At 43.6% G+C, this 26,677-nt stretch carries 7 protein-coding genes and 2 pseudogenes; 4 read left to right on the top strand and 5 right to left on the bottom strand.

All coding sequences use genetic code 11. The features are described from left to right. Together F6K38_RS17540 and murI are read left to right on the top strand one after the other, a co-directional pair. A partial coding sequence (locus tag F6K38_RS17540) for an N-acetylmuramoyl-L-alanine amidase family protein (protein ID WP_287357035.1) occupies positions 1 to 911 on the top strand: 911 nt, incomplete at its 5' end. Between the two features lie 125 nt (positions 912 to 1,036). Beyond that, the gene (gene murI, locus F6K38_RS17535; protein WP_287357033.1) at positions 1,037 to 1,933 is read left to right on the top strand and encodes a glutamate racemase; all 897 of its coding nucleotides are present in this window, start codon (positions 1,037 to 1,039) and stop codon (positions 1,931 to 1,933) included. A 314-nt stretch (positions 1,934 to 2,247) separates the two neighbouring features. Here murI and F6K38_RS17530 read toward each other — a convergent pair whose 3' ends face one another. The 5 genes from F6K38_RS17530 to F6K38_RS17510 all read right to left on the bottom strand — a co-directional run bounded on the left by F6K38_RS17530 (position 2,248) and on the right by F6K38_RS17510 (position 24,103). After that, positions 2,248 to 3,381, bottom strand: a complete 1,134-nt coding sequence (locus F6K38_RS17530) for a GNAT family N-acetyltransferase (protein WP_287357031.1) — start codon at positions 3,379 to 3,381, stop codon at positions 2,248 to 2,250. Between the two features lie 732 nt (positions 3,382 to 4,113). Beyond that, entirely contained in the window at positions 4,114 to 5,418 is a 1,305-nt protein-coding gene (locus F6K38_RS17525) for a hypothetical protein (RefSeq protein ID WP_287357030.1), read from the bottom strand. A 147-nt stretch (positions 5,419 to 5,565) separates the two neighbouring features. After that, positions 5,566 to 8,058 (bottom strand): hypothetical protein, encoded by a 2,493-nt coding sequence (locus F6K38_RS17520; RefSeq protein ID WP_287357029.1) that lies wholly within the window; start codon positions 8,056 to 8,058, stop codon positions 5,566 to 5,568. A 407-nt stretch (positions 8,059 to 8,465) separates the two neighbouring features. After that, entirely contained in the window at positions 8,466 to 23,552 is a 15,087-nt protein-coding gene (locus tag F6K38_RS17515) for a Tc toxin subunit A-related protein (protein WP_287357028.1), read from the bottom strand. A 101-nt stretch (positions 23,553 to 23,653) separates the two neighbouring features. Then, positions 23,654 to 24,103, bottom strand: coding sequence for a hypothetical protein (locus tag F6K38_RS17510; RefSeq protein ID WP_287357027.1), 450 nt, complete (start codon positions 24,101 to 24,103; stop codon positions 23,654 to 23,656). 992 nt (positions 24,104 to 25,095) lie between these two features. Here F6K38_RS17510 and F6K38_RS17505 point away from each other — a divergent pair. Further along, positions 25,096 to 25,563: pseudogene (locus tag F6K38_RS17505) on the top strand (IS982 family transposase); the annotation flags it as partial. Between the two features lie 818 nt (positions 25,564 to 26,381). Next, a pseudogene (locus F6K38_RS17500) lies at positions 26,382 to 26,677 on the top strand (lysozyme); the annotation flags it as partial.

The raw sequence follows: 26,677 nt of genomic DNA, 5'->3' as shown, positions 1-26,677 counted from the left end.
TCAGAGCCACTAGCAAATGGGATCCTCGTTCAAAGTCTTACCAAATTACTATACCGAATGCCAAACTAGCTGAGAAGTTCAGTGGCCCTCAACTTAATACCACTAGTCCCGTATCAGAGGTGATGGTGCGGCAGGAGGACAAAAACACAGTGCTGATTTTGGTACAGCCATCAAACGGTACCCGGATTGGTAGCCTCAATCAGCTCAATGATCAGCTGTTGGCTCTGCAACTGAGACCATTTCTATCAAGGAGGCCAACCAGGATACCCCCGCGCTCGATTCCTGTGCCACCCCCTAACCGGACTCGCCCACCAATTCCCAGACGTCAGGTTCCCAAAGAGCGCCTGGTAGTGGTCATTGATGCCGGACACGGTGGCAAAGACCCTGGTGCTATTGGTCTTGGGGGTATACAAGAAAAAGATGTTAATTTGTCGATTTCCCGACAGGTGGAAGCGCTGTTGGAAAAACAGGGGATCCAGGTTGTCATGACCCGCTCAGATGACCGATTCATCAGTCTGGATGGACGAGTTCAAGTGGCAGAACGGACTGATGCTGATTTATTTGTCAGCATCCACGCCAATGCTATCGGGCGTAACCGACCGGATGTGAATGGATTAGAAACTTACTACTACTCTACTGGTCAGAGTCTTGCCCAAACCATCCACTACACTATCTTGCGGAGCGTGGATATTAGTGACCGACGTACCCGACGGGCGAGGTTTTATGTGCTCAGGAAAACCTCCATGCCAGCAGTTTTGGTAGAAGTTGGTTTTCTAACCGGCGATGAAGACTCAGCTAAACTGAAAACTTCCGCCTATCGCAGCCAGATGGCTAGAGCGATCGCTCGTGGCATCCTCCTATATATTCGACAGAATCGGTTATATTCGGCAGAATCGGTTGACCTAAGTTAAGTTCTGATATTTTGTCAATTCTTAATTGATAATTGCTAACCTATAATCTAACAATTTTCTTGTTTTGATCGAACTCAAGTAATCTGTTTCTTGCCCCTGGGTGGGTAGGTGCCAATTATTAACCAATGATCAATAACCAAATTTTGATCTCTCGAACTCAACCCCAGAGTCGTCCCATCGGGATTTTCGACAGTGGTGTGGGGGGTCTGACTGTTCTGAGGGAACTATACAAACAACTACCATCCGAATCAATTATTTACTTTGCGGACACAGCAAGGCTACCCTACGGTACCAGGTCTGCGGATGAAATCGTGCAGTTCGGCTTCGAGATTCTCAGCTGGATGGTGCAACAGGAGGTCAAAATGGTGGTGATGGCCTGCAATACCAGTTCGGCTCTGGCATTGGAAACTCTGCGTAGTGAGTTTGACATCCCAATTCTGGGGCTGATTCTACCGGGTGCCCGTGGGGCGGTCCACCAAGGTCGTCGGATTGGGGTGATTGCTACACCAGCTACGGCTGCTAGCAATGCTTATCGAAATGCTATTTTAGAGGTTGAACCAACGGCTCAGGTCTGGCAAGTGGGTTGTCCGGAGTTTGTGCCATTAGTGGAGGAAAATCGCTTGTGCGAACCCTACACTACAGCGGTAGCACGGCAGTACCTAGAACCTTTGCTAGCAGCCCAAATCGATACCCTAGTTTATGGCTGTACTCATTATCCCCATCTAGAACCGATCCTGCGGGAAATATTACCCCCAGACGTTAAATTGGTAGACCCAGCAAAATACGTTGTTGCTGCTGCTGCTCAAGAACTGGATTTAATTGGAGGGAAGAATACTGGGGAGGCAAGACCAACTCGCTTTGGGGTCAGCGGTTGTCCTCAACAGTTTGCCCAACAGTCCCTTAAATGGCTGGGTTACACTCCAACAGTTGAAAAAATACATCTACCACAGGTGTCAATCCCTACGATACCTTTACGTGCGACCCGTGATGGCGAGCAATCCCTTGACCGTAGGTCACGCTAAGCGAACGCCATCACGGAAAGCGCACCTTTAGAATCGGTAGATTGACAAATAATAGACCGATTTTTTTCACTATAAATTGCTTGTGGAGGCAATAGTTAACGCATCCCATTTCCCTTAGGTGAAGTCGCCTGTGAGCAACGACTTCACCTAACTTAGTTATTATAATGATTAATTTTTCTTTCGCAATTTTTTCGGTCAAATTAACCCCTTTAAGTCACCTAGGGCTGTTTCAAACTTTAGTAAGTTAACGATAATAGTAGATAGGGGGATAGGGGATAGCTCACAGGGGTGGGTTTGACCCAAATCTAAAAAACCTACCCCTGTGAGGTTAGGTTTGGAGTTAACTTTTGTACATTGGGTGAAAAGTCACGTCTGTGATTCCTGCGATATCCGTTGCTACTCTGTTGTGAAGGAACTACCCGCTCCTCGAAACCTTCACTAATAAAAAAGCGGTTGATTTCGGATAATGAAATTTGATGTTCTCCCCAATAAAACAGTTCTTCCTCATAGTCTTTTCTTTCTGGAATGACTACTTTGCATGACAAAGGTCGAAAGCCAATTTTTTCCATGGCTTTTTTGGAGCGGATGTTATGTTTATAGGCTTTAGCGAAACAACAGCGCAAACCCAAATAACGGCTAGCCCAATCAAGCATAATGGTTACTGCTTGCGGAGCATAGCCTTTACCTTGAAAATCTGTACCTAACCAGTAGTAAAAAAAGCCAATCCGTTGAGATATTTCCAGACCTACAGAACCGATAAACCCCCAATATTTATGGTTGACAGCAAACTGATATTTTGTTGATTTGGTCTGGTTTGTCTTTAGCCATTCCTGCCAGTCTTCTTTGTCAAAGTCTGGTAGGTTACACAATTCGGCTATATTGGGGTCGGCGTATTGCCATAAAAAATCCTCTTCGTGGTAAGTTTGTAAGGGAGTAAGTATTAATGTGTCGGAGCGGAGTGTTTCAACTCCTTTAGGTAAGCCCTTTGTTCGTAATTGTAATTGCCGGTACTCGTCGATTAATTCCTGCGATCGCGAAGCGCATGCCGAAGGCTTATCGCTATTCTGGATTACCCGTTGTAAGGTTTTTTCAGCAAAGTCAAACATGCCTAGCTGTTGGTAGGCTCTGCTGAGTAAGTGTAGGTTGTCTATGGCGTGAGGTGGTAGGTTGTTGCCGGAAATTGTTTTATCCAGACGATTTTGGTATTCTTCGCAGCAATAAATTATTAATGGCCAGTCCTTTAGGTGTTTGCTGGCTTTGATTAATTGGAGGACACTTGTTGTTGGTAGATTGGCGATGATTGGTTTGTTTTCTGCGAGGTTGTGGTTTGGGAAGAATTTTTCCCGTATAAAAGTAATGTAATCTTTTCTTTCGTGGGGATTAATATCTTGTTGACATAGGGCCTTGATTTTGTGCCGCCAGTTGGTTTGGGTGATATGATTAGTCATTATGGTTTGGGTGCGGCTCTTTTAGAGAGACATATTAAATTTTGGTATAAAGCCTAAAACTTATATAGGGTAAGAAACACAAGTTTCAATAATTCTAAAAATATGTGTACTCAAATTTCAAAAACCTCCATCATATCTTTTTGTAACATTGTGTCATGAGTTGAAAGGAGATTTTTACATTTGTTTTTTAGGGTTCGCGAAGCTTCTCCTGTGGAGAATCGCTCAATTCTACGCAACGCCGGTTAAAAAACATAGTTTTAGATGTATAACAGGTTATAGGCATTAACCCAATTGTTGTTTTCGTCTTCCTAAAACAGTCGCACCCTTATGGTTTTTCGTCAAAGGGGAACTTCAGTTTAAAGCTAGATAGTTCACCTATCTTCGTCTTCTTTACTCTCTTGTTATTTATAAAACTTACGCAACGAAGATTTGTCATTGCGACCGAAACGTTAGCGCAGCGTCTCCCGGAGGGAGATAGTGTAGGGAAGCAATCCCAGTATTTTGGCGATGAGCCGCAGCTTCGCTGAATACGTCGCTGTCGCTCGTAATGACGTAATTACGTTACTTTTGCGTAAGTCCTAATTTACTTTATCGAGACATGCAGGGTTTAAAACCCCACCGCTCACGACGGTGCTAGTAATTGGTTGGGGCGGCGTGTCGGCGGACAGAATAAACTTTGCGCCGAACTGCCTTGTAAAATACCGCTTCCCCAATTACCTCTCCCTCACTCCCTCACTCCCTCACTGTATCCTTATTTATTTGAAAGTCCTTGACGTCCCCATAGTATTTTTCTACGAATTTTTGTAGAGGCATACCTCTTTCTTCCATTATCATGTTCGTTGCCCCTTTAAATTCATTTAGTGTTTCTCGATTCTTGCTCCTTGGTGGCATGAATACGTCCGTGGAATAACACGCTGGCACGATGCAACTGTACCCTTGTTGGATTTTTTCCACAATTTCTTTTCTTAGCGAACTCGCGGAAGGATTATCCAGCCCAGGATGAAAAATATCGACCACCACTATTTCAATGTTATCGTGTCTTTCGGCTAGCTTTATGGCCTTTTCCACATCCTGATCGAAGAAAGGGTTCGGATCTGCGCCATTCTCTGTGTCAGTAAAGGCGTATTTTGAGTTGAATTTCCCATCTTCGGTATGTAGCATACCGAGTTCATCCATATGGGAATTTGTGAAAACGCAGAATTTCTGTCGCTCGTTCTGGTTGTTTGGGTCTTTGGCCAAGACGTCCACAATCGAGGGCCACGCCTCTGGTCCGGCGAAGAGCGGCGTGACGTAGAGATCATTCACGGCCACAAACGGCACCGCATTCAGAATTTTTTCGCGTATATATGCGTTTTTTTTGTTATCAAAATTGGCTTGTGCTTTGGTTAAAGGGAAAATCATGTCTTTTTGCTCGTAAGACAATTGCGCCTCGATTAAGTTGGGCGCGTCTGGGTCGTTCCATTCGTATACTTTCACCGATTTATCGATAAAACGTTTGAAGCGATCATCTTTTTGGTATTTTTCCAAATCCTTTGCTACCTGTTCGACTATTCCTTGAGATGCAAATGAAGCCTTTTTGCTGTCGTATTCCTGGTCGTCTGCACCGGTCCATTCCTTTTTGTCTTTTGTTTTTGCTATATACTCCTTTTTTGATGTCTCCCTCTTCTGTTTGTCTTCATCATTTACTATTGGCGTGATCTTTACCCGATCGATAGTTTTGCCTGTTTCTTCATCCTTCGCTACCTTTAGCAGGGGATTATAGTCTCGAGCTGGTCGATTAAATTTTGTATCATAATTTTCAACTTTATCTTTATCGTAAATCATTTGACCCGCAGCTTTTGCCAGAGTGCCATCATCGTCTTTATATTTCAGATCAGGCGCTTCTTGCTTTCCTACTTGAATACCATATTTTATACCATCTTTTTTTTGTTTTTTCGGCAAATGCTCCCTCAACATTTGTTTAACTTGTTTTCGTTGCTTTTTTTTCATTTTAATAAACTTCTCGCCCGGATTATTTAATTTGTTCGGGTCGGCCATAACTGAATTTCTCCAAATATTGAGATTTTCTTGAGGTTTTTTTCAACGCTAGACGTGGTCTTTAGCCTATGCTATACAGATTCCCATGGTGCTTCTTGTCCCTTCTCGCTATCCTTGAGTTGTTTAGGTTCCGAACAAATCGAGTACTCATTGTATATTTGTGCTACCCACCAACTTTGCCGCCCGTTGAGCACGGCGCTGGGCAATATTGGCGGAGTCATCCCTGAGGGCAGTACGTAGGCGTTTACTTTCATGCTCTTCCACCACCTCATCTGGGATAAATAACCCCCGAGTTTTCTCCTCAGAAGTAGCCTTACTTTTTCGCGGTAGATAGGTCGTATTACCGTCCTTATCCTTCACCGCAAAAATTTTACGATTGTTATCAATATCAAACTTTGGTGCAGCATTGGTCATAGCATTTGCAGGACCAAGGGGAGCATTTTGACTAATCCACACATCCGGCACATACTGACCTTCCGAAAGCTCCTTAGCCGTAGCTTGACTCTTTTTCGGCAAATACACCGTACTACCATCATCAGCTTTCACCGCAAACAAATCCCGCTGATTGCCAAAGTCATATCTTGGCCGCTTGTTCAACACCTCCTCTACAATCGAATCTTTCTCGGGGATATATTTCCCCGCAAGCAATTCCCCATCTGTGGCTTCACTTTGGCGGGGTAGATATTCGGTCTTTTTCTTCCCATACCAGTTTGTGGTAGTGGTGGCAAACAAAATCCGTCCCATGTTGGTATCTTTGACAGTGGGGTGCTTAAAATTTGCTGCCTCTTCGATTTGATTCACCGGATCTTTTGCTGCAAATCCCTCAAGATACCTACCTTCAGCGAGTTCCTTGGCAGTAGCTTCATTCTTTTTGGGAAAGAATTCAATTGTGCCATCCGCCGCTTTTGTGGCAAACAGTTTGCGTCCGCCATTTTTGGGGTCAGTTTTGGGTGGTTGGTATAACTCCTCCCCGGCGATTGAGGCTTTTTCGGGAATATATTTCCCGGCATTTAATTCGTCAATGGTAGCTTCGCTTTGTCGGGGGAGATATTCAGTGCCAAACAAACCAGTGGTTTCAGTAGCGAACAAAGTCCGACCAGTTCTTACCTCCGTAGAAGTGGGACTGTTATTACCCAATTCCGATGAATCTAAGACCTTATTCACCGGTTCTTTGGCTGCAAATCCCTCAAGATAGCGACCTTCCGCCAATTCCATAGCCGTGGCTTGATTTTTTCTGGGGAAGTATTGAATACTACCATCCGCCCCTTGTGTAGCAAACAATTTGCGTCCGCCATTTTCGGGGTCAGTTTTGGGTGGTTGCTCCAACTCTTCCCCAGCGATGGAATCTTTTTCGGGAATATATTTCCCGGCATTTAATTCGTCAATGGTAGCTTCGCTTTGTCGGGGGAGATATTCAGTGCTAAACAAACCAGTGGTTTTAGTGGCGAACAAAGTCCGACCAGTGTTGACATCCCTGGCAGTGGGGTGCTTAAAATTTGATGCCTCTTTGACTTGATTTACCGGGTCTTTGGCCGCAAAACCCTCAAGATATCTACCTTCCGCCAATTCCATAGCCGTGGCTTGATTTTTTTTGGGAAAGTATTGAACACTCCCATCTGCTGCTTTTGTAGCAAACAATTTGCGTCCGCCATTTTCGGGGTCAGTTTTGGGTGGTTGCTTTAATTCTTCCCCAGCGATGGAATCTTTCTCGGGAATATATTTCCCGGCATTTAATTCGTCAATGGTAGCTTCGCTTTGTCGGGGGAGATATTCAGTGCTAAACAAACCAGTGGTTTTAGTGGCGAACAAAGTCCGACCAGTGTTGACATCCTTTCGGGTAGGACGTTTATCCCCAAGCTGAGATGAATCTAATATTTGATTTACCGGGTCTTTGGCCGCAAAACCCTCAATATATCGACCTTCCGCCAATTCCTTGGCAGTAGCTTGATTTTTTTTGGGAAAGTATTGAACACTCCCATCTGCTGCTTTTGTAGCAAACAATTTGCGTCCGCCATTATCCGAGTCAATCTTGGGTGGTTGCTTTAACTCTTCCCCGGTAATGGGAGATTTCTCAGGGATATATTTCCCCGAGCTCAATTCCAAAGCAGTGGCTTCACTTTGTCGGGGGAGATATTCGGGTTTTTCCTTACCTTTACTGTTGGTAGTAGTGGTAGCGAACAAAGTCCGACCAGTATTAACATCCTTTCGGGTAGGACGCTTTAACTTCGAGGCATCTGAGATGGTATTCACAGGTTCTTTTCGTACCGCAGCATCTTCAACAAATGCACCGGACTTGATTTCCGAATCACTTGCTTGACTCCGGGCAGGTAGGTATTGGGCAACTCCTCCCTTGATAACAGGATACACCATGCGACCTTTACCAACGTCGTATGTGGGCTTTGGTTCTTTTTTTTGTTTACCCTTACTAACATCCCCACTACTGACTGTAAGGGACTCAGAATCGCTATTTTGTAAAGAATTTGCCCGTTTTTGACGCGCCTCACTTCCACCAGAAGAGCCTCCGCCGTTGCTGCCTGGTGGTGATAAACCCCTATTTCGCCGGTTATTTATCGCACCACCGCTACGCTTTAGGGCATCTTGCTTGCGGCGGAACATCTTTTTCTTTTGCCTTAGGGCCATGATGTTACCTCGTTTTATAGCTTTGAGAAGAACGGAAAATAGTGAAGTAATAATAGGACTTACGCAACTGGCACATTTTTATTGTAGTTTCTTGTAGGGTGCTCGTACACTCAATAATTTTGAACGAAATAATACTACTAGTGGGTGTCACGCACCATCCGGGTCTTGTGATAATCGCGTAAATCCTGAAACATTATGGGTAGAAACTGGTTATGGGAAGCTCCGCCTCAGAATTGTTCAAGAGGCAGAGCCTCTTGGTATCGGTTCCCAGGCTCTGCCTGGGAACGAGTAACGAAGGAGTAACGAGGAACTTGTTATGTTCTTCTTGTAACTAGTAACTAGTAATTTGTAACTTATTACTTATTACTTCTTCCTTCTTCCTTCTTCCTTCTTCCTTCTTCCTTCATTTAAATCTTCGCCTTATAAACCAAGACCATCTCAGCATTTTGCAAACTGCTAGCATCGCCCTTGACAGTAAATTTCCACTCACTGCCCCTTTGACCAATACTGAGAGTAGTTGGTTGTAGATAGGTGTTATTCGGCACTTGTAAATTGTCATTGATGGTAAAGAACGCCCCACCTTGACCGTTGTTGTATTCGTAACGAATTAACAACCCAATAATTTTGCTGCTACTCATATTGGGGAACATATCCTGAGTAAAGGTGATGCTCATATCATTGGTTTCGCCTCCGGTCAAAGCAGCCCACTCATCGGTGAAATTATAAGCTAGGTCGAAGAAGCTGGTGGCATTATAGGGCTTGAGTACTCCTTTGACTTCGTTGGCAAAGCGACTACCACCTTGTTTGGCAGTGTAACGTAGCTTAATTGTCACATCAAGCAAATCGTTTGGATTGTAATCGCCTTTCTTACCATTTATTTCTAAGTTCCAGTTAGAAACAGCACCAGTACCTTCAAAAGGTAGATAGCGCTCATCACCAAAGTTCAACTCAAACATGCCGCTGTTCTCGGTATACTGGTCCACATGGGACAGAGCCACTTGCTGATTAGCTCGCCAATTAGCACGGACGTTGGTGGTTGCCTCGTTAGCGGGATTCATCAGGTGTTTCACCGCTTTGATATCGGTATCCATCACCAGTTTACTACTGAGCTGGGTTAGGGTGGCATTTACCTTCTGACCTTCGCCAACATTAAAAGCCAGAGAAACTGCCTTGATTTGACGGTTGTAATGACCGGGGAAATCGTAATCGAACAACTCCTCACTCAAGCGGAAGGTGCAGGAACCTTTGGTTTTTAGTTGCAACAACGCTAGGGGGTCTATTTCCAAGAGTGAAATATTCTTGGTTATTTCTAGGCGACGGCTATCCATTTCCGCATAAGCTTTTTCCATGCGATCGAGATCCAGCTCTAAGGTAGATCCACTAAGCAGACCTTGATACTGGTTTTCCCAGTACATGCCATTAATATAGTTAACTTCACCGGCTTTAATACCTTTTTCAAAAATAAAGGCTTGCTCGGCTTTTTTGGCGTAATCGTGGGCTAATTTAAAGGTCTGGAAGAATAAACCGGAGATTTTGCTCTTCATCCAACTGTAGAGTTGCATATTGGAGAACTTACTCTTCATGAACTTGGCAATAATTTCTTCGTTCTCGATTTCCTTCTCATGCTGGAACAATTCGATTTCGGACATTTTGACCCGGTGTTCTTGGGCTGCAATTTGGTAGTCTAGCTGGAGCATTTCGCTGGCAGCCATCTTTTTCTGCAACTCCCAATCTTGCTTAGAACGTTTAAACTGGGCTTCTACCCCGAGCGCCTCGCCGAACATGCTAAGACCTTCAGCACTGGTTTGAATGGCATCACCAAATCGACTCATCATATCGCCGACGTTTTTTCCACCAGCAGTAGCCCCGAAACTAAAGGCACCTAAGGTAACTTGCGGTCCAACGTAGGACAAACCACTGGCAATCTGACTTAGGGAGATTGCTGAGTGCATTCCGGCAGCAGTCCACATCAAATTTATTTGATGTTTTTCTTCTCGCAGATGCCCTTTAGAGATTAGGTTTTGGTAGTGATTTTTCTGAGCTATGGCACTATTTTTGGTTTCCTTGAGGTTTGCGAGGGATTCTTTCGCTTCTTCGATTTGTTCTTTTTTCAAGGAGGTAACTATGTCCAAAATCATCGCGCTCTGCTTGTTTTGCATCAAGCTGAGTTCTTCGGAATCTTTTTTCTCCAGGACTGAAAGTAGGTTGTCACTGAAGCTTTTGAGCTTACCAACCAAATCGCGTGCTTTGGCCATCATTGAACTGAAGCGGTAATCGGGTACGCTTGCTGCACCAGCAGCGGCCATGGCAGCAGCAGTTATACCACCCCCACTAGCAGCCGCATTTACTAGAGCCATTGGATCGATTGGGGGTTGGAACAATGGTAACGGTTGGGCTACACCATCAATATTCAGGCTGGCGCGGATTTTACCAAGTCGGTCTTCCACCCGTGTCCAGTATTCTGTAAACAGTTCATTTTCTTTAATAAAGAAATAAGGTCGGTCAATAGTATCAAACTGGGTGGCCGCAAAACTCAGACTTTGTCGATCTAGCATACCGTCAATGGAGCTGTTTTCCAGGTCAATTAGAAAATCGTAGGCCTCCGACGGGTTTACCTGAGTACCATTTTCGTCTGTGTAGAAACCGTTATAGCTCTGGGTGGGTTCCAACACCACACGACCCATATTCTCAGGTTCTTCACCTAGAATATCGTAGGCAAGGATGTAAAGCATACGGGCTTCGTTAATGCTTTCGCGGGTGTACTGACGGAACAGCATGTCCCCCCAGTCAAGCAAGTTATCGATATAGCGCATGACAATCGCTTTGCGATAAGCAAGGGGACGCAGCGCCGCAATGGCATGGGGGTCGAAGGGGTCTTCTAGGTACACAGTAAGCTGAGCGTTGTAATTGCTCATTAAGTCGATGCGGAAGTCGAGTTTTTTGAGGATTTCCATCACTTCCTGCATTCCGCTTACCCAAGTATTGAGTAATTCACTATCACTTGTTGTAGATGCAGTAATATTACCATTACTCAGATATGAACTAAGGTTTGATATTACCGTATTCAATTGTGAGAATTCTTGCCAGCTTTCAATTGTGGCCAAATTTTTACCAGAACTTTCTTCATATAAATCTTGGTTCACTAGCCCCAAGAACACTTCTTGAAAAGGTGCTAGTACAGTTTCCATGTTTTGCACTGCAGAACTAGCAGTTGATACAGTGGACTTTACTTCGCTTTCGCTTACACCGTCTACTTCATTTACGTTTACAGTTCCTTCCTTGAATAAAGTTACAAATTCGTCCATATCATAGGACAAACTGGCCATCAGGGCATCGGGATCTGCTGCAAGGAAGGGTAAAAACTTCCAGTAATCTGAGATTTCGGTGGGGTCGAAAATATATTCGTACCACTGTTTGGCGTACTCAAATTGCTGTTCTGTATTCAGGGTTTGGGCAATCAGGAAAGGAGCATGGAAAAACACTTCCCAATAATAAATGCCGTTGGCACTGTTAAAGTCAAGATGGCTGTTAATGGGTTCCGTGCTGAACTTTGCTGAGTTCATCTTGATATTTTCAGGCGTAGACTCCCCATCAATAGTGAGGGTGGGGGATTCGTTAATCTCCTGAGTTGACAGTTTCAACAGTTCATCAATACCATCGGCAAACAGCAGTTGGTTGAGTTGTTCCGCAGTGCTGGAAGTGAGGCGAATTAACTCATAGTTTACGTCCTTGATTTCGTAAGGCTGAGCAAGGTCAGCATTACTCATTTCGTAATTGATGTAGGCATCACCTTTAATCAGGTACAGAGTTTCAATGTTCCCATCGACATGGTTTAGGGCTGCAGAAAGAGCGGAAGGATTATCCCCCTCAGGATTACGAATCTCTGAAGGAAGATTACCCCAACTACCCAAAATCTTGGAAGCACTTCCTAGTTCAGTGGGATCATTTGGTTCGAGACGATAGTATTCTGTGCCGGAGAACAGATAAACATAATTGTTGATTACAAAAGCAGCATCGATATTACTGTTGGTCTCGGCATAGGTTTTGGGATATTCATCGTCGATGTAATCGGGAACCGTATCCCATACCCCGTTATTGGCACTACTTCCCAGGGTGTAGCGGTAATATTCGGTACCACTATCAGTGTTAACTATTAGATATAGATAATTGCCAAATACGTAAGCAGCATCTACTTGCTGTTCGGTTAGCAATTTGTTGACTGGTCGCACCCCCCAAACGCCTACTGTGGTATTGGTTGCGGAGGTATTGCTGTCGTAATAAAGTTCTAGGTCATTGTTAAACAGATAGGAAATACCATCGGGGGAAGTGAAGGCCGCATCAATTTGACTCCATTGGGTAGGAAAGCCTTTAGTGTTAGTATCCAGGGTTTCGTAGTAGTCTGCTGAACTGGAAAAACTACCATCAAGTTGTTGACTAAAGCACAAACATTGGTTGTCGCAGAACAGGTACAATGCGTCCGGATCACCTAAAGCTCCTGTACCAATAAAGGCAGCATCAACTTTATTGTTCAGCCATACATTGTTAAAGGTGGTGTTTAGATACACCGCGAGGTTGAGATCGCTCAGGTTTCCGGAGTAAGTATCATCGCCGAGCTTGGTAATAATGTCTGCTGGCTGTAGACTGTTGTCGAACAAGTGATAAGTGGTTTGATCGGTGATGATGACAATATAACCACCGGCAGTGGTAAAAGCACCAGTAACATTAACATTGGTATCGTAGAGTTTATCCTCCTTATCCACAGTGCGATCCAGATCAAAAATTATCTCCAGGTAGTCGCTGCCATTTCCATCTTTAATCCAAGCTTTAACAAGTCTTTTCTTATTTGTGGTAATTCCGCTGTGTGTGCTGTAAAAAGCTAGGTAATAGGAATTACCATTAGTGTCAGTATAATTTAGACCAGAAGTCCAGTTTTCGTCGTCACCGCTGACATTAAAAGGACTAGGTGTATCTGGCAGCACAACATTGTTTTTGTCAACATAAATCCGATTCCCTTGATCATCCAAAGTTGCTAAACCACCATCATCAAGTGTCATTATTGCAGCCAGGGTGTAACCTTTCAGAGCATCTTGGGTTTGTGAATCTAATGTCGTATTTTGGAAGTTGATGGCTGTTCCTAAAATGCTATCCAAAACTGTTTGAACTGTATTGGAAAGTGTTGAGCTGGGTTCTTGCGCGCCAGGATAATACTCGTAGTAATTTGTATTATCAATCCAGTGTAAATTACCGTTATAAACGACAGCAGTGGTAACGGAGCTAAAGAATATTCCTGTGTTATCTTGGGGCAGACCAAAAGTGGTACGTATTGGGGTTATACTGCCTGTGTCACTGCGGTATACAAGACCCAACTCATTATTAAACCAGAACTTTACGCTGTTCTTATTGGTAAAAGCGGCATCAATACTACTCCAGCCCCCTGGCATGTCAGCTGGTTCATCATAACTCGTCACTAAAGTGCTAAAAGAATCGGTATATTGGTACAACTCCCCATCTAGCCTTAGATAAATCTGATTGCCAATGACATAAGCCGAATCAACATGACCAGTGATTTGCATTTTGCTGGTGTCATGAGGAATTCCCCAACGGCTGTTGATGGCTGCTGGTATTGAGACGGTATCATCCGCTGAGACTTTGACGTAGGTCTTATCAGATAGGAAGTAGTAAGTATCCCCCCCATCAGACACCTGTACTGCAGCCGTTATAGTTGTATCCCCTTGTAATGAGATGTTGGGATCGGAAAGACCTGGAAGGTCACTTACCCCAGTAGTCAGCTCCTTATCACTGTCGAGGGAGATTGCATCTGGTTTCACCAAAAAGCCACAACCCTTGTGGTTATAAGCAAACCAAGGACCATCTGTGGAGTTGCTGCTGTTATTCAACATCACCACATTGTCTTCTTCGATTTCGATCTCACCCTCCTCGAACAATTCTTTGAACAATTCCTGTCCCTGGTCTTCAAACATTAGGGCTTCGGCTTCCTGGGAGTAAAGTTCGCGGGTCAGGTTAAAAGCCTTGTAATGGGGACCACTTTCTTGCTCATATATTTCTCTTCCCAAGCTCTCCTTGGATAAAGTGAGATTTACATAGAAGCGCACGCTGATGTAGATGTTTTCGTAATTGTCATGATCCGCACCGTTCTGGCTTAACTTGGTGGAGTTCTCGACAAACAAACCCACCTTAGAGATATGGGTAGTGACCTTCAGCCCAAACATGTATAAGGTACGGGAAGTATTAAAATCATCGAATTGTTTTAATTCACTTCCTTCAAAGGTAGTTTGGAGTAGTTGGGGTTGCGTCCAGCGCTTATTGAGATTGTAGAAGGAGTAGTAGACCTTCACTTCTTGGTAAGTGTTGCCCGATGAGGATACCTCTTGTTCAGGGCTCTCACCAGTAGTGGTGATGGTGCCTGAGGAGGGGTCTTCCGTATTTTCCTCCAATACCGTCCAAAATACAAATACGCGGTTAAAGGCAAACACTGGCTCTACGCGGGTAGCCTCAATCTTGATATCTAGTTCTTCCCAGGGTTCCCAGATGGCAGCAGCACTCTCACCCCCAACAAAGGTAGCAAAGCGATAGAAATAACGCCTCGGGTTGGTACGGGTATGACCAAAAAGCACAAGTTTTTTATCGTTGATTTCCGGACTGCTATCCTCATAAACGTAACCCCCAGCTATTTTTAGTTGAGAGACCTCCGTAAAATTGTTGAGATACTCTAAGTAAGCTTCTTCGATGCTGGTTTCAGTAAGTTGACCTTGTGATAAGCTTGCTTCCAGTGCTTTGAAACCAGAAGTTTTCATATCGCTGTCGCGCAGTTCTGGACGAATGTAGTTTTCTGGGTATAAGAAAACCTTGCGGTTCGCCTCCCATACGCGATAATTACGTAGCCATTCCCAGCGTTCTTTCAGCTCCAAGCGGGTAGCTTCTTGGTCGCTTGTGTTGAGGTCAATATCTTCCAAATTGAGAAAATAGCGGTGCAAATACAATTGAATAGCAGCCGTTGCTTCTTTGATGCGGGAAGTTTCGGCACTGCTATCCATCTGAATATCAATCAGTAGCTTTTGATAAAGCTGGCGGGTAGTAGTAACATCAATGTCGTTCGCGATAATATAGGGCACCAGCGCATCACGCTTGATGGTATTTAACTCATTAGTAATTTGCTTAACCAGGGTTTCGTAATTATTGTCACAATCCACAGAAACCAGTAAATCGTAAGCGCCTGTAGCCGCCGTAACCACATCGGGTTTTTCCTCAGACCAATAATTGGGGTCGTACAGAGGCAGCCAAACATCGTTATACAATGCCGATACATCTACCCGTAGGCGTTGGGTGGTGGCAAGGATATCGTACAAGCGTAGTACAAGTTCGAGATCAAAATCTTCTTCGATCGCATTCACTTGTTCTGGTAGGAAGGCATTACGCTGTTTGACCCAGCGCACTTCTTCTTTCTCAAACCCAAAGATTGCAGCAAAATGCATGTAGGGTTCTTTCACTTTTCCTGTAGCGCCACTGACCAGTTCTGTCAAGGTCAGTTCACCACCCATAAAGCGTTGTCCTAAATTCTTAAAGCGGCTAATGGTATGTACATCGCTCAACAAGTAGTCCGACCATTCGCCCCACCGGTAAGCCAATAGTTGCACTGGCTTCTGTTCGTATTGGTCAGTGAGGTCTAGATTGTAGGTAACAAAATTGTTGGTGGTATTGTTGGTGTTATGGAAGTAGATCTGATCTTCAAATTTAAACACCGTGTCAACACCAACATTAGTAGTAAGGATACTACTATCGAGTTGGGGCCATATTTCTTCGATTTTGCGTGGGTATTCCTCATCCACGTAGCGCGGTTCATCATAGCGGTTGAGGTCAAATAGTTCGGCGGTATCGCTGTAGCGCACAAACTGCTCATCCTTGAATACATACAAAGCCCCGTGGTTGTCTACATAAGCCCCATTAATATTAGAGTTAGAGTTAACGCTGGTGAAGGCATTATCGAGCTCTCCCCAAACAACGTTTACATCACCTTCGGTACTGGTGCTAGTACCATCATCGGTCACGTTCAGGTATTTTTGCTCGTTAAATAACACCAAGCCCAGATCGTTGTGGTAGAATGCTGCGTCAATTCCGTTGCGATAGTCTTCGCCCAAACTAGCAATTCCCAAATCTTCAGCAAGACTTTCGGCGATAATTTTCGGGTAGCCTTCATCAATATAACGATAGCGATCGCCAGTGTAGCAAATATATTGTTCCCCCGAGAACAAATAAGTTTTTGCATTTTGAGTGTCAACGAAAGCGGCATCGACATAACCACCTTGGGTAAAGTTATTTTCGATGTGACCAATACCGGCAATTTCGTATGCTACATATCTGTTGGGGCTACCGGTAAACAAGGTGTCACTAGTGGTGTCACTAGTAAAGAAATACAGACAACGCCCATTATCAAGTACACCGTTAAAGAAATCAAAAGAAGTGGTGCTAGTGCTATATGTTTCCTCTAATTCATCCAGATGCTGTTGGAACTCCTTACTCATAAATTCAAAGGCGGGTTCGCTGCGTAGATAAGTGGCAATTTCTTTTGGGTAGGCCTCATCCACGTAACGGTAGTCGGGACCGGAATAGCGTACATAGGAATTCCCGGCAAACAGGTAAGTCACACCATCCCCACTAACCCAGGCAGCACTGACACTGTTGCTGAGAATATTGTTCTGTAAGCCCCAATGGTCTTTGATGTAGGAAACGTTGCTCCAGCCATTGGTGCTGTCGTAGCTCACGTAACACTGTTGGTTGAAGAAATAAGCAGTACCGTCAGCACCAATAAAACCGGATTTGAGGTCTTGGAAATCGGTTTTGTTAAAGGGAATACCGCTGTATATCAACTCCAGGGGCTGCGGGTAGCTCCAGTTTTCCGTATTCAGGTTAAAGCTGATAAATTTCTGGTCGCTGATAAAGATTAAATTGTCTTCTTGGACAAAAATGGTATCGATGTTATCAAAACCTTCTCTTTGATGCTCCTCGGGGATGTTCCACTGGCTGTAATCGCCTTCACGGGGATATCCAGGGTCTGGGCGCTCATAGCTGTCCTTACTGTAACGTAGGTAGCGGAAACTACCATCAGCTTTGGGTCGTTCAAACAGGTAGGTTTCTTCTTTCCAAACATACGCCAAGGCAACATTGTCTAGATCACGCCACTTATCACGGATGCGTCGGGGTGGGTAGGTTACGTTCTGGTTTATGTAGGAGGAGGTTGTGGAGTCGTATTCTACAAACCACTCACCGGAGAATACATAGGTCACCCCATCACGACCAACAAAGGCAGCATCGATAGTTTCTTGGTCATAAATCGGGTTGCGTGAACGCCCCCACACATTTGCGATCGCAAAACTGCGCTCTAGTTCAACATCGTAATATTGGTCCCCACCAAAAACATAACTTTTGCCATCAGTACCATGTAAGATAGCATCAATCGGAATCTCAACTTGATTATCATCTTTTAGTTTTCCAGCAGCTTTTTCGGCAGTACGTGGCGTTGCCTCGGTTGGCGTGAGTGTAGTAGCTTCTAGGTGATTGAATTTTTGCCAGGTGTTATTGCTGCTACTGAGCACATAGCTCACACCTTTCTCCTGAGTTACAGCCTGAATATTGGCAAAATTGCTATCCGTGTACTGTTTGTAGTTATCTTCATCACCAATGACCACATGGAAGCTATTGCCTTTAAACAGGTAGACCTGGCGTTGGTCGGCAAAGGCAGCATCTATTCCCTTTGGGAAGGAAGCATGCAAGCCCTTAAAAGGTAATTTTCTGTGACGCTGCTTACCATTGCTGTAATCCCTATGCTCATTGCCGAAGCCAATTTGTAAACCCCGGAAACGTGGTTCCTCGTGCAAACGGTTAATCGAGCGCGGGTAACCGGGTTCCACAGCCCTGTAATCATCCTCCTGATAGCGGAATATCTGGTCACCGGAGAACAGGTAGGTATGCCTAGCTGTCCTATCCACCAACTGACCGTTATCGTCTTGTTCCTCCCACCGGGATTCTACCACCAGGGCGGCATCTACTTTGCCGGTTTTATCAATATTGTTACGTACTTTACCCCAAAACTTTTTAGTTAGGCGGGGATAGCCATAGTCCAAACGACGTAGTTCGGGGTCAGAAAAGCGCAGGTACTTGGAATTGTAGAACAGGTAGGTTTTGCCGTCTTTGCCCGTAAAAGCAGCAACAATGTGATCGCCTTCCTCAAGACCAGTAATAGTACGATTCCACTGCCCGGAAAGAATTTTTGGTTCCGACCACCACCGATTGGCGTAGTCGTGTTCAACATACTGGTCACCGTAAAATAGGTAGACTTTACCATCTGGACCATTCATAACCGCATCGATCTGAAAGTCGCTAGCACCTCCCGTGATGCTTTCAGGCAAACTCCAAAATTCGTCGTCCACTGTGGCCGGAAAGACTTCGATCTCATCAACATCCGGGCGGTTGGCGAGTACGGTTTCAATTACGCGAGCGTTGGGGTCTTCTTCATCTACCTCTAGGTAATCTTCCTCATCTTTAGGTAGGGTGGAATAGCGGACGTAAATGTTTGTATTCTGATTATTTTTACCAAATAAGTAAGTTCTATTATCTAGAACAAATGCACCAGTTACCTCGGTTAAACCCTCCCAGTCTTCACTGATATTGCGTGGGAAGCCGTCGTCCACCTGGGAATAGTCACTGCCAGAATACCGGACATACTGCTCACCGGAAAACATATAGGTGTAACCGTCCAAACCGACAAAAGCCGCATCAACCATACCTACGGTGGCGATTTGGTTGGTAACTATCCCCCACTTGCTGCGCGTTTCTTGTACTTCAATGGTGGCGTTGGGGTCGATACTGACAAATTCATCATCACGGAATAGATAAGTTCCTCCGTCTACACCGTTCAATGCTGCATCAATCCCTAAAACAAATTCGTCCGGTAGGGAAGTAAATTCCTGGTGTAGGGGTTTCGGGTAGCCCTCTTCCGGTTGTAAATTGGCTAATTCTATACTACCTGCGTATTTGACCACTTTGTCATCCAAGAAAAATAGGTAGTTACCTTCTTGATTAACCATTGCAGCATCAATGTGATCGGTTTGACCAAAATTGTATTCGCGGTGTCCCCATTTCTGGGCCACCGGTCGCACGGTACCATCTTCTGAGGAGATATATTCTTCGCCTAAAAATGCGTAGCTGTAGTTGTCCAAACCATCGAACATTGGTCCTAAATCCCGGGAGAAAGCCTTTGGTAATTGAATCGGCAGGTTCTCATCATTCCAGTCTTCGGCAATGGATTTGGGGTAGCCCCAATCTACTTTGGGCTGAACCGGGTTATTGCTTCCGTTATTATAGTCAAGGGTGAAGTTTACATCCGAATACCGCACGTATTTGTCATTGGCGAACAAGAACAATCGTCCTTCGGAATCAACATAAGCAGCGTCAATCATTTCCAGGTTGTCAAAGTCGTTATCAACTTGACCAAACTGGTTACTGCGTTTGTCCCAAACATCAGTATGAGCGTATTTCACGTAGTGGGAATCCTCACTGACCACTACCCAGGTACCGTAGCGGTCAATAAAGGCTGCGTCTACCTGGCTCAGTTGTTCTTTGTCAAATAACTGGCGGATGGGGTCTTCTTTCAGGCGTTTTTGTAGTTCTTCATCTTCCTTTTGCAGGTCTATGAGGTCATAGTCCTCATCAATATCAGGAACCAGTTCTTTTTTGTCGATTAGCGTGTAATCTTGGGCCAAGTAAATCCAATAGTAATCCTTTTTAAATAAGTAAATAAACTCCTCACTTTCCAAAATTGCATCTACCGAGGTAATATCATCCGGTAGAATCATGTCTTCTGGGAATTTGGCGACTAGGTCCTGGTCCTCAAGTAAAATTGCAATCTCGTTAATATCGAGCTGTTCCTTATTAATCAGCAACGCTAACTGACGAATACGCTTCACGGCTTGGGTGTAATGCATATCGTCGGGAATTTCATCCAAGCTACCCAATGCATTAGCGTTTTCCAGCAACGGTTGTAACCAAGGAAAATGCAAGTTATTGTCGGTTTTAAACACCGCTTTGGATACAGCTTTTACCGCTGAACTTTCGATACCCAGCACACTTTGCAGTTGTTCGAGAATCCCATTCTCCTGGGCATCGCTATGTTCTTTCATCGCCTTGTCAACTGCCATGACAGTACCATCAACGGCTTTAGCGATATCGTACAATTGGAAGAAAATTTCTTTATCGTAATCTTCAAATCCAGGTACGCTGAAGGTTGCTGCATTTTCTGGTACTAGGAAGAAAGGCAACCAATCTGCCAACAATATACCGTTGTCATCAATTACGTTAATTTCCTGCAGAACTTGTTTGAGACCGCGAATTTCCTCAGCTTTGAAATCGAGGTCGGCAAGGTTTTCATCTTTGAGCCGATAATTGTCAGCGTAGTTGATGATACCTACAATATGGTCGAAAATAATCGTAGTTTGACTAACATCAAAATATTGTCGGAGACTGAAGTTCTCGCGGTTGCTCTCCTCCTTGAAGAAAGCACCAGCCCCCGATTGCAAAACCTTACCATCCAGGTAACTATCTTGTAGGTCTTCGTATACCCAGCGCGATACAGCGGTAGCAGCAATTTTACCTAATTCGACTCGATCTATCTTTAACCAGGAGTCCTTTTCAGCAGCGATCGCATTTTTTAAGGCTTTTAATATTTCTTGGCGATGGGGATAAAACTGTAGCGCTAGTGCCATAGTCCTTGGGCTTTCACCGACTATACGCATTTTATCCCTGACGAACATATGTTCATCAATGTAGCGATTCATCTTGAGATTCTCGATCAAGTCTTGCAACGCCACCGGTTTCAAGTCAAGCTCAGCAAAAATCTGCTCGCTGATTTTCACCTTGCTAGCTTTGAATTTACTCAGTTGTTTCTTGAGCAGGTGGTATACCGGACGAGTCAATTCCCCAAGTTCTGTAGTCAGGTCAAAGCTGCTAGCACCACTAGGGTCGCTAAACATTGACACATCCTGGGCATAACCTTCCGAGTCAATATAGCCGTTGTAAATTAGATTATCGTATAGTTCTCGGGCTTCGGTTTCGGTAAGACCCAGTTCTTTTAAATCCGATTTAAACACCTGTACTTCGATGGTGTCGCTTTCTTCTATCCTGGCATCGGCGGCTTCCTGGTAAATGCGATAAAATAGCTCAAATACCTGCTGATTAAAATCGCTGAAATCATATTCAATTTCAAACTCAGCAATGGATGGTAACTGGTGATCGATGAAGTTTTCAGTTAAGATTTTTCCACTACCATCAATTATTTTGTGATTAACAAGGTTATTGAAAATTTTCTCAATCAGCTTGTTCTCAAGTTGTAAATCGATAAATTCATAGTCGCTGATAGTCCCCAGTTGTTGGATAAAGTCGTGAGCGAGTTCTTCTATTTCACGGGGTTTATAGGCAAGCAGGAAGTGCTTATGTTCCTTCGGTGCCATGTGCTTACGGAACCGTGAAGACTTACGGCATCGCTTGGGTTTATATTCATGTTTATCCCCATAGTGTGCTTTGATTAAGCTGAAAGCAAAGTGAGAAGCACGCTCATCCCCGAGAACTTCTGTTAACGTATTTGGGCTAATTTCCCCAGCTTTAAAGCTTTGTAACAAATTATTATAAAGGGCGAGGTCCTGCTCCTGCTGCTGTACTTCCTCCTTGTCAGTCATCGGTGCGCCATTGACAATTTTCCACAGCATCTCTGGCGAATAACCGAATTCCTTCATCCATTTAGTTAGGACAACCAGGGATTCAAATAACCAAAGCTGGTCGCTGGTGTTGTTAGAACTGTTAACACCCGCCATAAAGATTTCAAAGCACTTGTGAGTACTTGGTCGATTGTAGACAAAGTAAGTATGGGGGTCAGAACGGTTAATAAAGGGGTCTTGTTCCAGCAGATCGAAGAGTGTGAACAGTTCGAGAAAATGAACATCCAGCCCATCGCACAAGGCGCGAATGCGGTAGAGTACATTGAGTAATTGCCATTCATTTTCGATTTCTTCCCACAAACTGCTATCGGCCACCTCTTCATACTCAAGGCGATTAGTAATATTAATTAGGTCCGTATCAGTAAAACCTAAACTATGGCGCAGACGTTTGCGGTAATCATCATTTTCATCGCTGAACAAATCGGGATTATAGTCGATTTTGGTGTAGGTGTGGTAGGTCTGGTCATTATACTGTTCCGGCACCTTGCCCATCACTGAGGTGATGTGGAGGTATTTTTCATTTACCGATACGCAGGGCAGGTTGAAAATACGGTTGAACTGGTCCTGTGGTAGATCTTCGTTGGTTCTGCCGGTAAAGTCAATCTCACTAACCACGGCCACCACTTTATCAATTGGTTGTTCTAGGGTCTTGTGCAGATAAACAACTTGGGCAATATATTGTAGAGTATCTTCATTCAGTGTGGGGGTACCATCAACTTCACAGCAATGGCGCAGAATATGATCCAAATCAGTAAAACTCAGACCCGTTTTCTGAGCTAACCGTACAAAACGGCTGGTGCGTTCAAACCACTGGATAGGCACAGTACTGATATTAGTTTGAGTATCAGTTTCCGAGTCATAGTCATACCACACTAGCGCAGTTTCTTCGGTATACACTTCCCCAGTTTCTCCCTCCGGAAGCGGAGTTTCTTCGGGATACACTAGCCAAGTTCCTGCGCTATCCACTAGCGTAATTTCTTCGGTATTCAGAGTGACATAGCCTGAAGAACTGTCAATACCCGTATTAATGTAAAAATTATGACGACCCGCTTCAACATTAGAATGGTTTGACGGTTCAATGTAGAGATTATGGTACAGTAATTGCAGTATCTCTTGGGCTGTCAAATCCGTAGTCTCCATAAAGGTGGCTACAGTAGACATATCCTTGATAAAACTATTGTCTGTATCTGTTGTGTCTGTACCATAGGCACTTTTGACTGTGTTCCCGTCCAGCGTTTCTGGTTCTAATAGGGCTTGCCACTCTTCTAGGGATAGACCCAGATATTCCCGCGCCACAGTAGTGTAGTAGTCAGTATCAGTGGCAAATAACCTACGCAATTCATGAGCAGAAATACTCAGGTGATGCAGGTGATTTTTGATTTTTTCATTATCCAGTGAGAACGGCATATTGAAGGGGTAAGCCGCACTTTTGAGCGCTGAAATGCCACCAGTCACTTGCTCTTCCAGTACTTCGTTAACGATATCGAGGTAGGGAATTAAAGTGTTAGTATTTTCTGCGTCAAGTTCAATATCTTTGATACCACTGCGCCGAGTATCAAAACTTACAGTGGCATCATCGAACTCATCATCTAGCATTTGCAGCAAGTCAGTTAAATAAGCTGCAGGAGAATACACGGAGCGGGCATCATCACCTTCTTTAAAGTCGATGTTACCGAACAAATCTGCATAATTGGGAATATTGTTTTGCATGCTCATGACAGTTTACAACCTATACGTGTAAATATATTGGTTATTGGAGTAGCAATAGTTATATAAAGTATTAGCAGTGTTAATAGGAGTCGATCTTTGGATTAAAGACGAGACACCGCGCGGGCATGTGGCTGTGCTTGCTCTACGCGAGCTATATATTGCAGCGTGATGATTTTGTGTACAGCAATGGCACGCTTAAGCACATTTTTGCCAAGTTCGGGATCGCTTTGGAAGAACTTGAGAAAAGCTTTTTTGGGTGTGTTGACAATCTGTGTAGAAGATTGAAAGCCCCCCTCAAGCAACATCATGGCAACATCTTCTCTACCCTTAGGTACAATCCGCAGCATGCGCTGATAGGCTTTGAGTAGATTTAATACCCTGGTTTTTTCCTCTTCATCTTTTAACTTGATCCATTTATATTTTTTGAGATTAGGAGTGTGAAGCAAATCCGCTTTGCGAAAGTCTACCTCTGAGTTCTTTTCTAGGAAAATTTTAAGTTTTTTTAAATCCGCATTCAACAAATTACTAGATTCTTTTAATGCTTGACTCATGGTACTTACTTACTTATGTGTGAGAAATGTGTGAGAAAATAGTGTTTCACGTTTGTCTTGTGAGTGAGTGTAAGTTCATTTGTTTTGTTCAATGTTTTTAATATAACGGAAATAATACTCATTGTCACTTACAGAAAAAGTCTGTTGTCATTTCTGACCATTAGTCATTGCACTTTTCGGTAATGGAGTTAAAGGAGTGGTTGGGATCATACACCTAATGGCACTAAGTTAAGGTACTAAAATTTGCTCAAAAGCTTATATCCCATGGCTTTTATGAATTATAAATTTTTCATGAACAAGTATTTGAGCATTTCTTCTTAGTGCCATTCGGTCACAACACCCCATCCAATTCGATCGAGCCTCAGACTTGATTGGGCATGGGGCATGGCCTGGTTGACTGACAAAAATTGAAGTCAAAAGTGTTCAAATGGTTATGGGTCGAGGAATTGCAGGACTTGACATTAGTGAGATTGAGTCAGCATTCTTTGGTCAGCATTCTTTGAATGGTTTCCACTCACATCCTCCTTTTGCTGTGAAAAAAACTCCCACACATACAATGCCTTAAAAACCTGGATAAGTCAACAAGCTTGACTGGGCGACACCTAACCACCTGTTTATGGATGGTGGTAGCGCTAATCTTTACAGGGGAGGTGAATTTAACCCGTTGGATTCCTTACATAACCTGAGTTCGATATAAGGAAATTGGCTCTTAAGCACTTTCAGTAAGAGGTACAGGATTTTATCCCCCACCCATAATTTCTCAATTAGCGAAATTTATTGAGAAATAGGGCGAAGATAAAAAATCAATCAGTAACTTTTTTTGAATTTTAATTAAGTTTTATTAAATAAACTCTTGAAAGAAAATTGGTTATAGCGTTTCTATGACTCATGAGGTACACATTATTTTTTACTTCTTCCCTCTTCCCTCTTCCCTCTTCCCTCTTCCCTGCTCCCTAAAGCCCAGATATTTGTACCTCACAAGTCGTAGAATTGCTATAGGTTGGTATTATGGGTTTAAGCTACATCTTATCATTAATGATCAAGGAGAATTATTAGCCTTTCAACTGACACCAGCCAATGTGGATGATCGAGTGCCAGTACCCAGCGATTCACAAAATTTACAGGGAAGAATTTTTGGAGATAAAGGATACATTTCCAAGAAGTTATTTAAAGAGTTATCTTTACAATCACTCAAGCTGGTTACTCCTTTTAAGAAAAATATGAAGAATCAGCTAGTTGAGTTGTGGGAAAAATATATGTTAAGAAAACGGTCATTAATAGAAACCGTTAATGACCAATTAAAAACTATTTATCAAGTTGATCATTCTCGTCATAGAAGTGTTTATAACTTTATGGTCAATATGATAGCTGGTTTAGTAGCTTATACATTTAAAAAGAAAAAAACTTCTTTAAAGGTACAGAAAAATGAACAGGAAAATCTACCCGCTTTAGTCGGATAATTTTTCCTGACTCTAATTTTTTTATAGGTTTTAATTTAGCCTAATTTAAGAAATTAAAATTAGTTTTTTGTCGGTGTTTATTATCAATAATTACCCTTAATTGATATAAGTCTTTTCTGGCTTGGTTTTCAGTCTCCCTTTCTACATCGAACTCAGGTGGATTTGGCGAAGAGGAAAAGGCTGGTGTCAGCTCAAAGATTTTCACTGTCTTGATCCCAAGCGCGAGTGGGGGAAACCACGGCAGACCGCGAGTGGGGGAGACCCCCGCAGGTCGGCACTGCCTCCCCAAGACCGTAATGGTGCGTTTGACCTATTAAGAATTAAATTCGCGCTTATTGTCGCACCTCTGCATCGCTCTTTGTTGATTGAAGGCGGCTAATTCGTCAGATTTTAATGACTAAATTTGGGCATTTTTCGGAAAAGTTTAGTTTATTTACCTATCCCCCTATCCCCCTATTCCCCTCCTGGGAGGGGTTAGGGGTGGGTCCCTATCTCCTTTTATCGTTAACTTACTAAATTTTGAAACAGCCCTACTCTACTAGAGGCTCCTACTTAGAACAAGCCGCACATCAGGTACACATTGTTTCTCCACTTCCCACTTCCCACTTCCCACTTCCCTGCTCCCTGCTCCCTGCTCCCTGCTCCCTGCTCCCTGCTCCCTGCTCCCTGCTCCCTACAAACCCAAAACTTTGTACCTAACTGAAGTGCAAACCGCTGTAACGTTTATCCATTACATATTAAAAAATCCGGAATATAATAATTAGTAAAGCAGATTTGATCACCAATAACGTTACGTTTATTTTATAAGTCATCCAACTATGTCAGCTCTAACTATTAAAGACATCAACACCGATAGCCTTTCTGTGGAAGAACGCTATGCACTTGACATTCTAGTCAACCTGCCAGTGCCTCAGGTTAGTAAACTCCAAGAATTAATGGAATTGGAGGTAGAAGACGTTATTAGCCCTATAATTTTACAAAATTTTATTGAACTGTGTCAAGAATGCGGCTTGGACTTGTCTGAGGCAGGAGTCAATAAGTTTAAAGATGCTAACAAACTCGGTAATACTGGAGCTGTCAGAGGAATTATTGGTCCTCAAACGGCTCAGTTTTA

The organism is Moorena sp. SIO3B2 (assembly GCF_010692525.1).
GTDB lineage: Bacteria > Cyanobacteriota > Cyanobacteriia > Cyanobacteriales > Coleofasciculaceae > Moorena > Moorena producens.
The sequence above is the reverse complement of the archived record's forward strand: the minus strand, read 5'-3'. Positions and strand labels throughout refer to the sequence as shown.

Excerpts from the sequence above, each read along its gene's own strand:
- murI (WP_287357033.1), top strand. The coding sequence starts at position 1,037 with ATGATCAATAACCAAATTTTGATCTCTCGAACTCAACCCCAGAGTCGT.
- F6K38_RS17530 (WP_287357031.1), bottom strand. The coding sequence starts at position 3,381 with ATGACTAATCATATCACCCAAACCAACTGGCGGCACAAAATCAAGGCC.
- F6K38_RS17525 (WP_287357030.1), bottom strand. The coding sequence starts at position 5,418 with ATGGCCGACCCGAACAAATTAAATAATCCGGGCGAGAAGTTTATTAAA.
- F6K38_RS17520 (WP_287357029.1), bottom strand. The coding sequence starts at position 8,058 with ATGGCCCTAAGGCAAAAGAAAAAGATGTTCCGCCGCAAGCAAGATGCC.
- F6K38_RS17515 (WP_287357028.1), bottom strand. The coding sequence starts at position 23,552 with ATGCAAAACAATATTCCCAATTATGCAGATTTGTTCGGTAACATCGAC.
- F6K38_RS17510 (WP_287357027.1), bottom strand. The coding sequence starts at position 24,103 with ATGAGTCAAGCATTAAAAGAATCTAGTAATTTGTTGAATGCGGATTTA.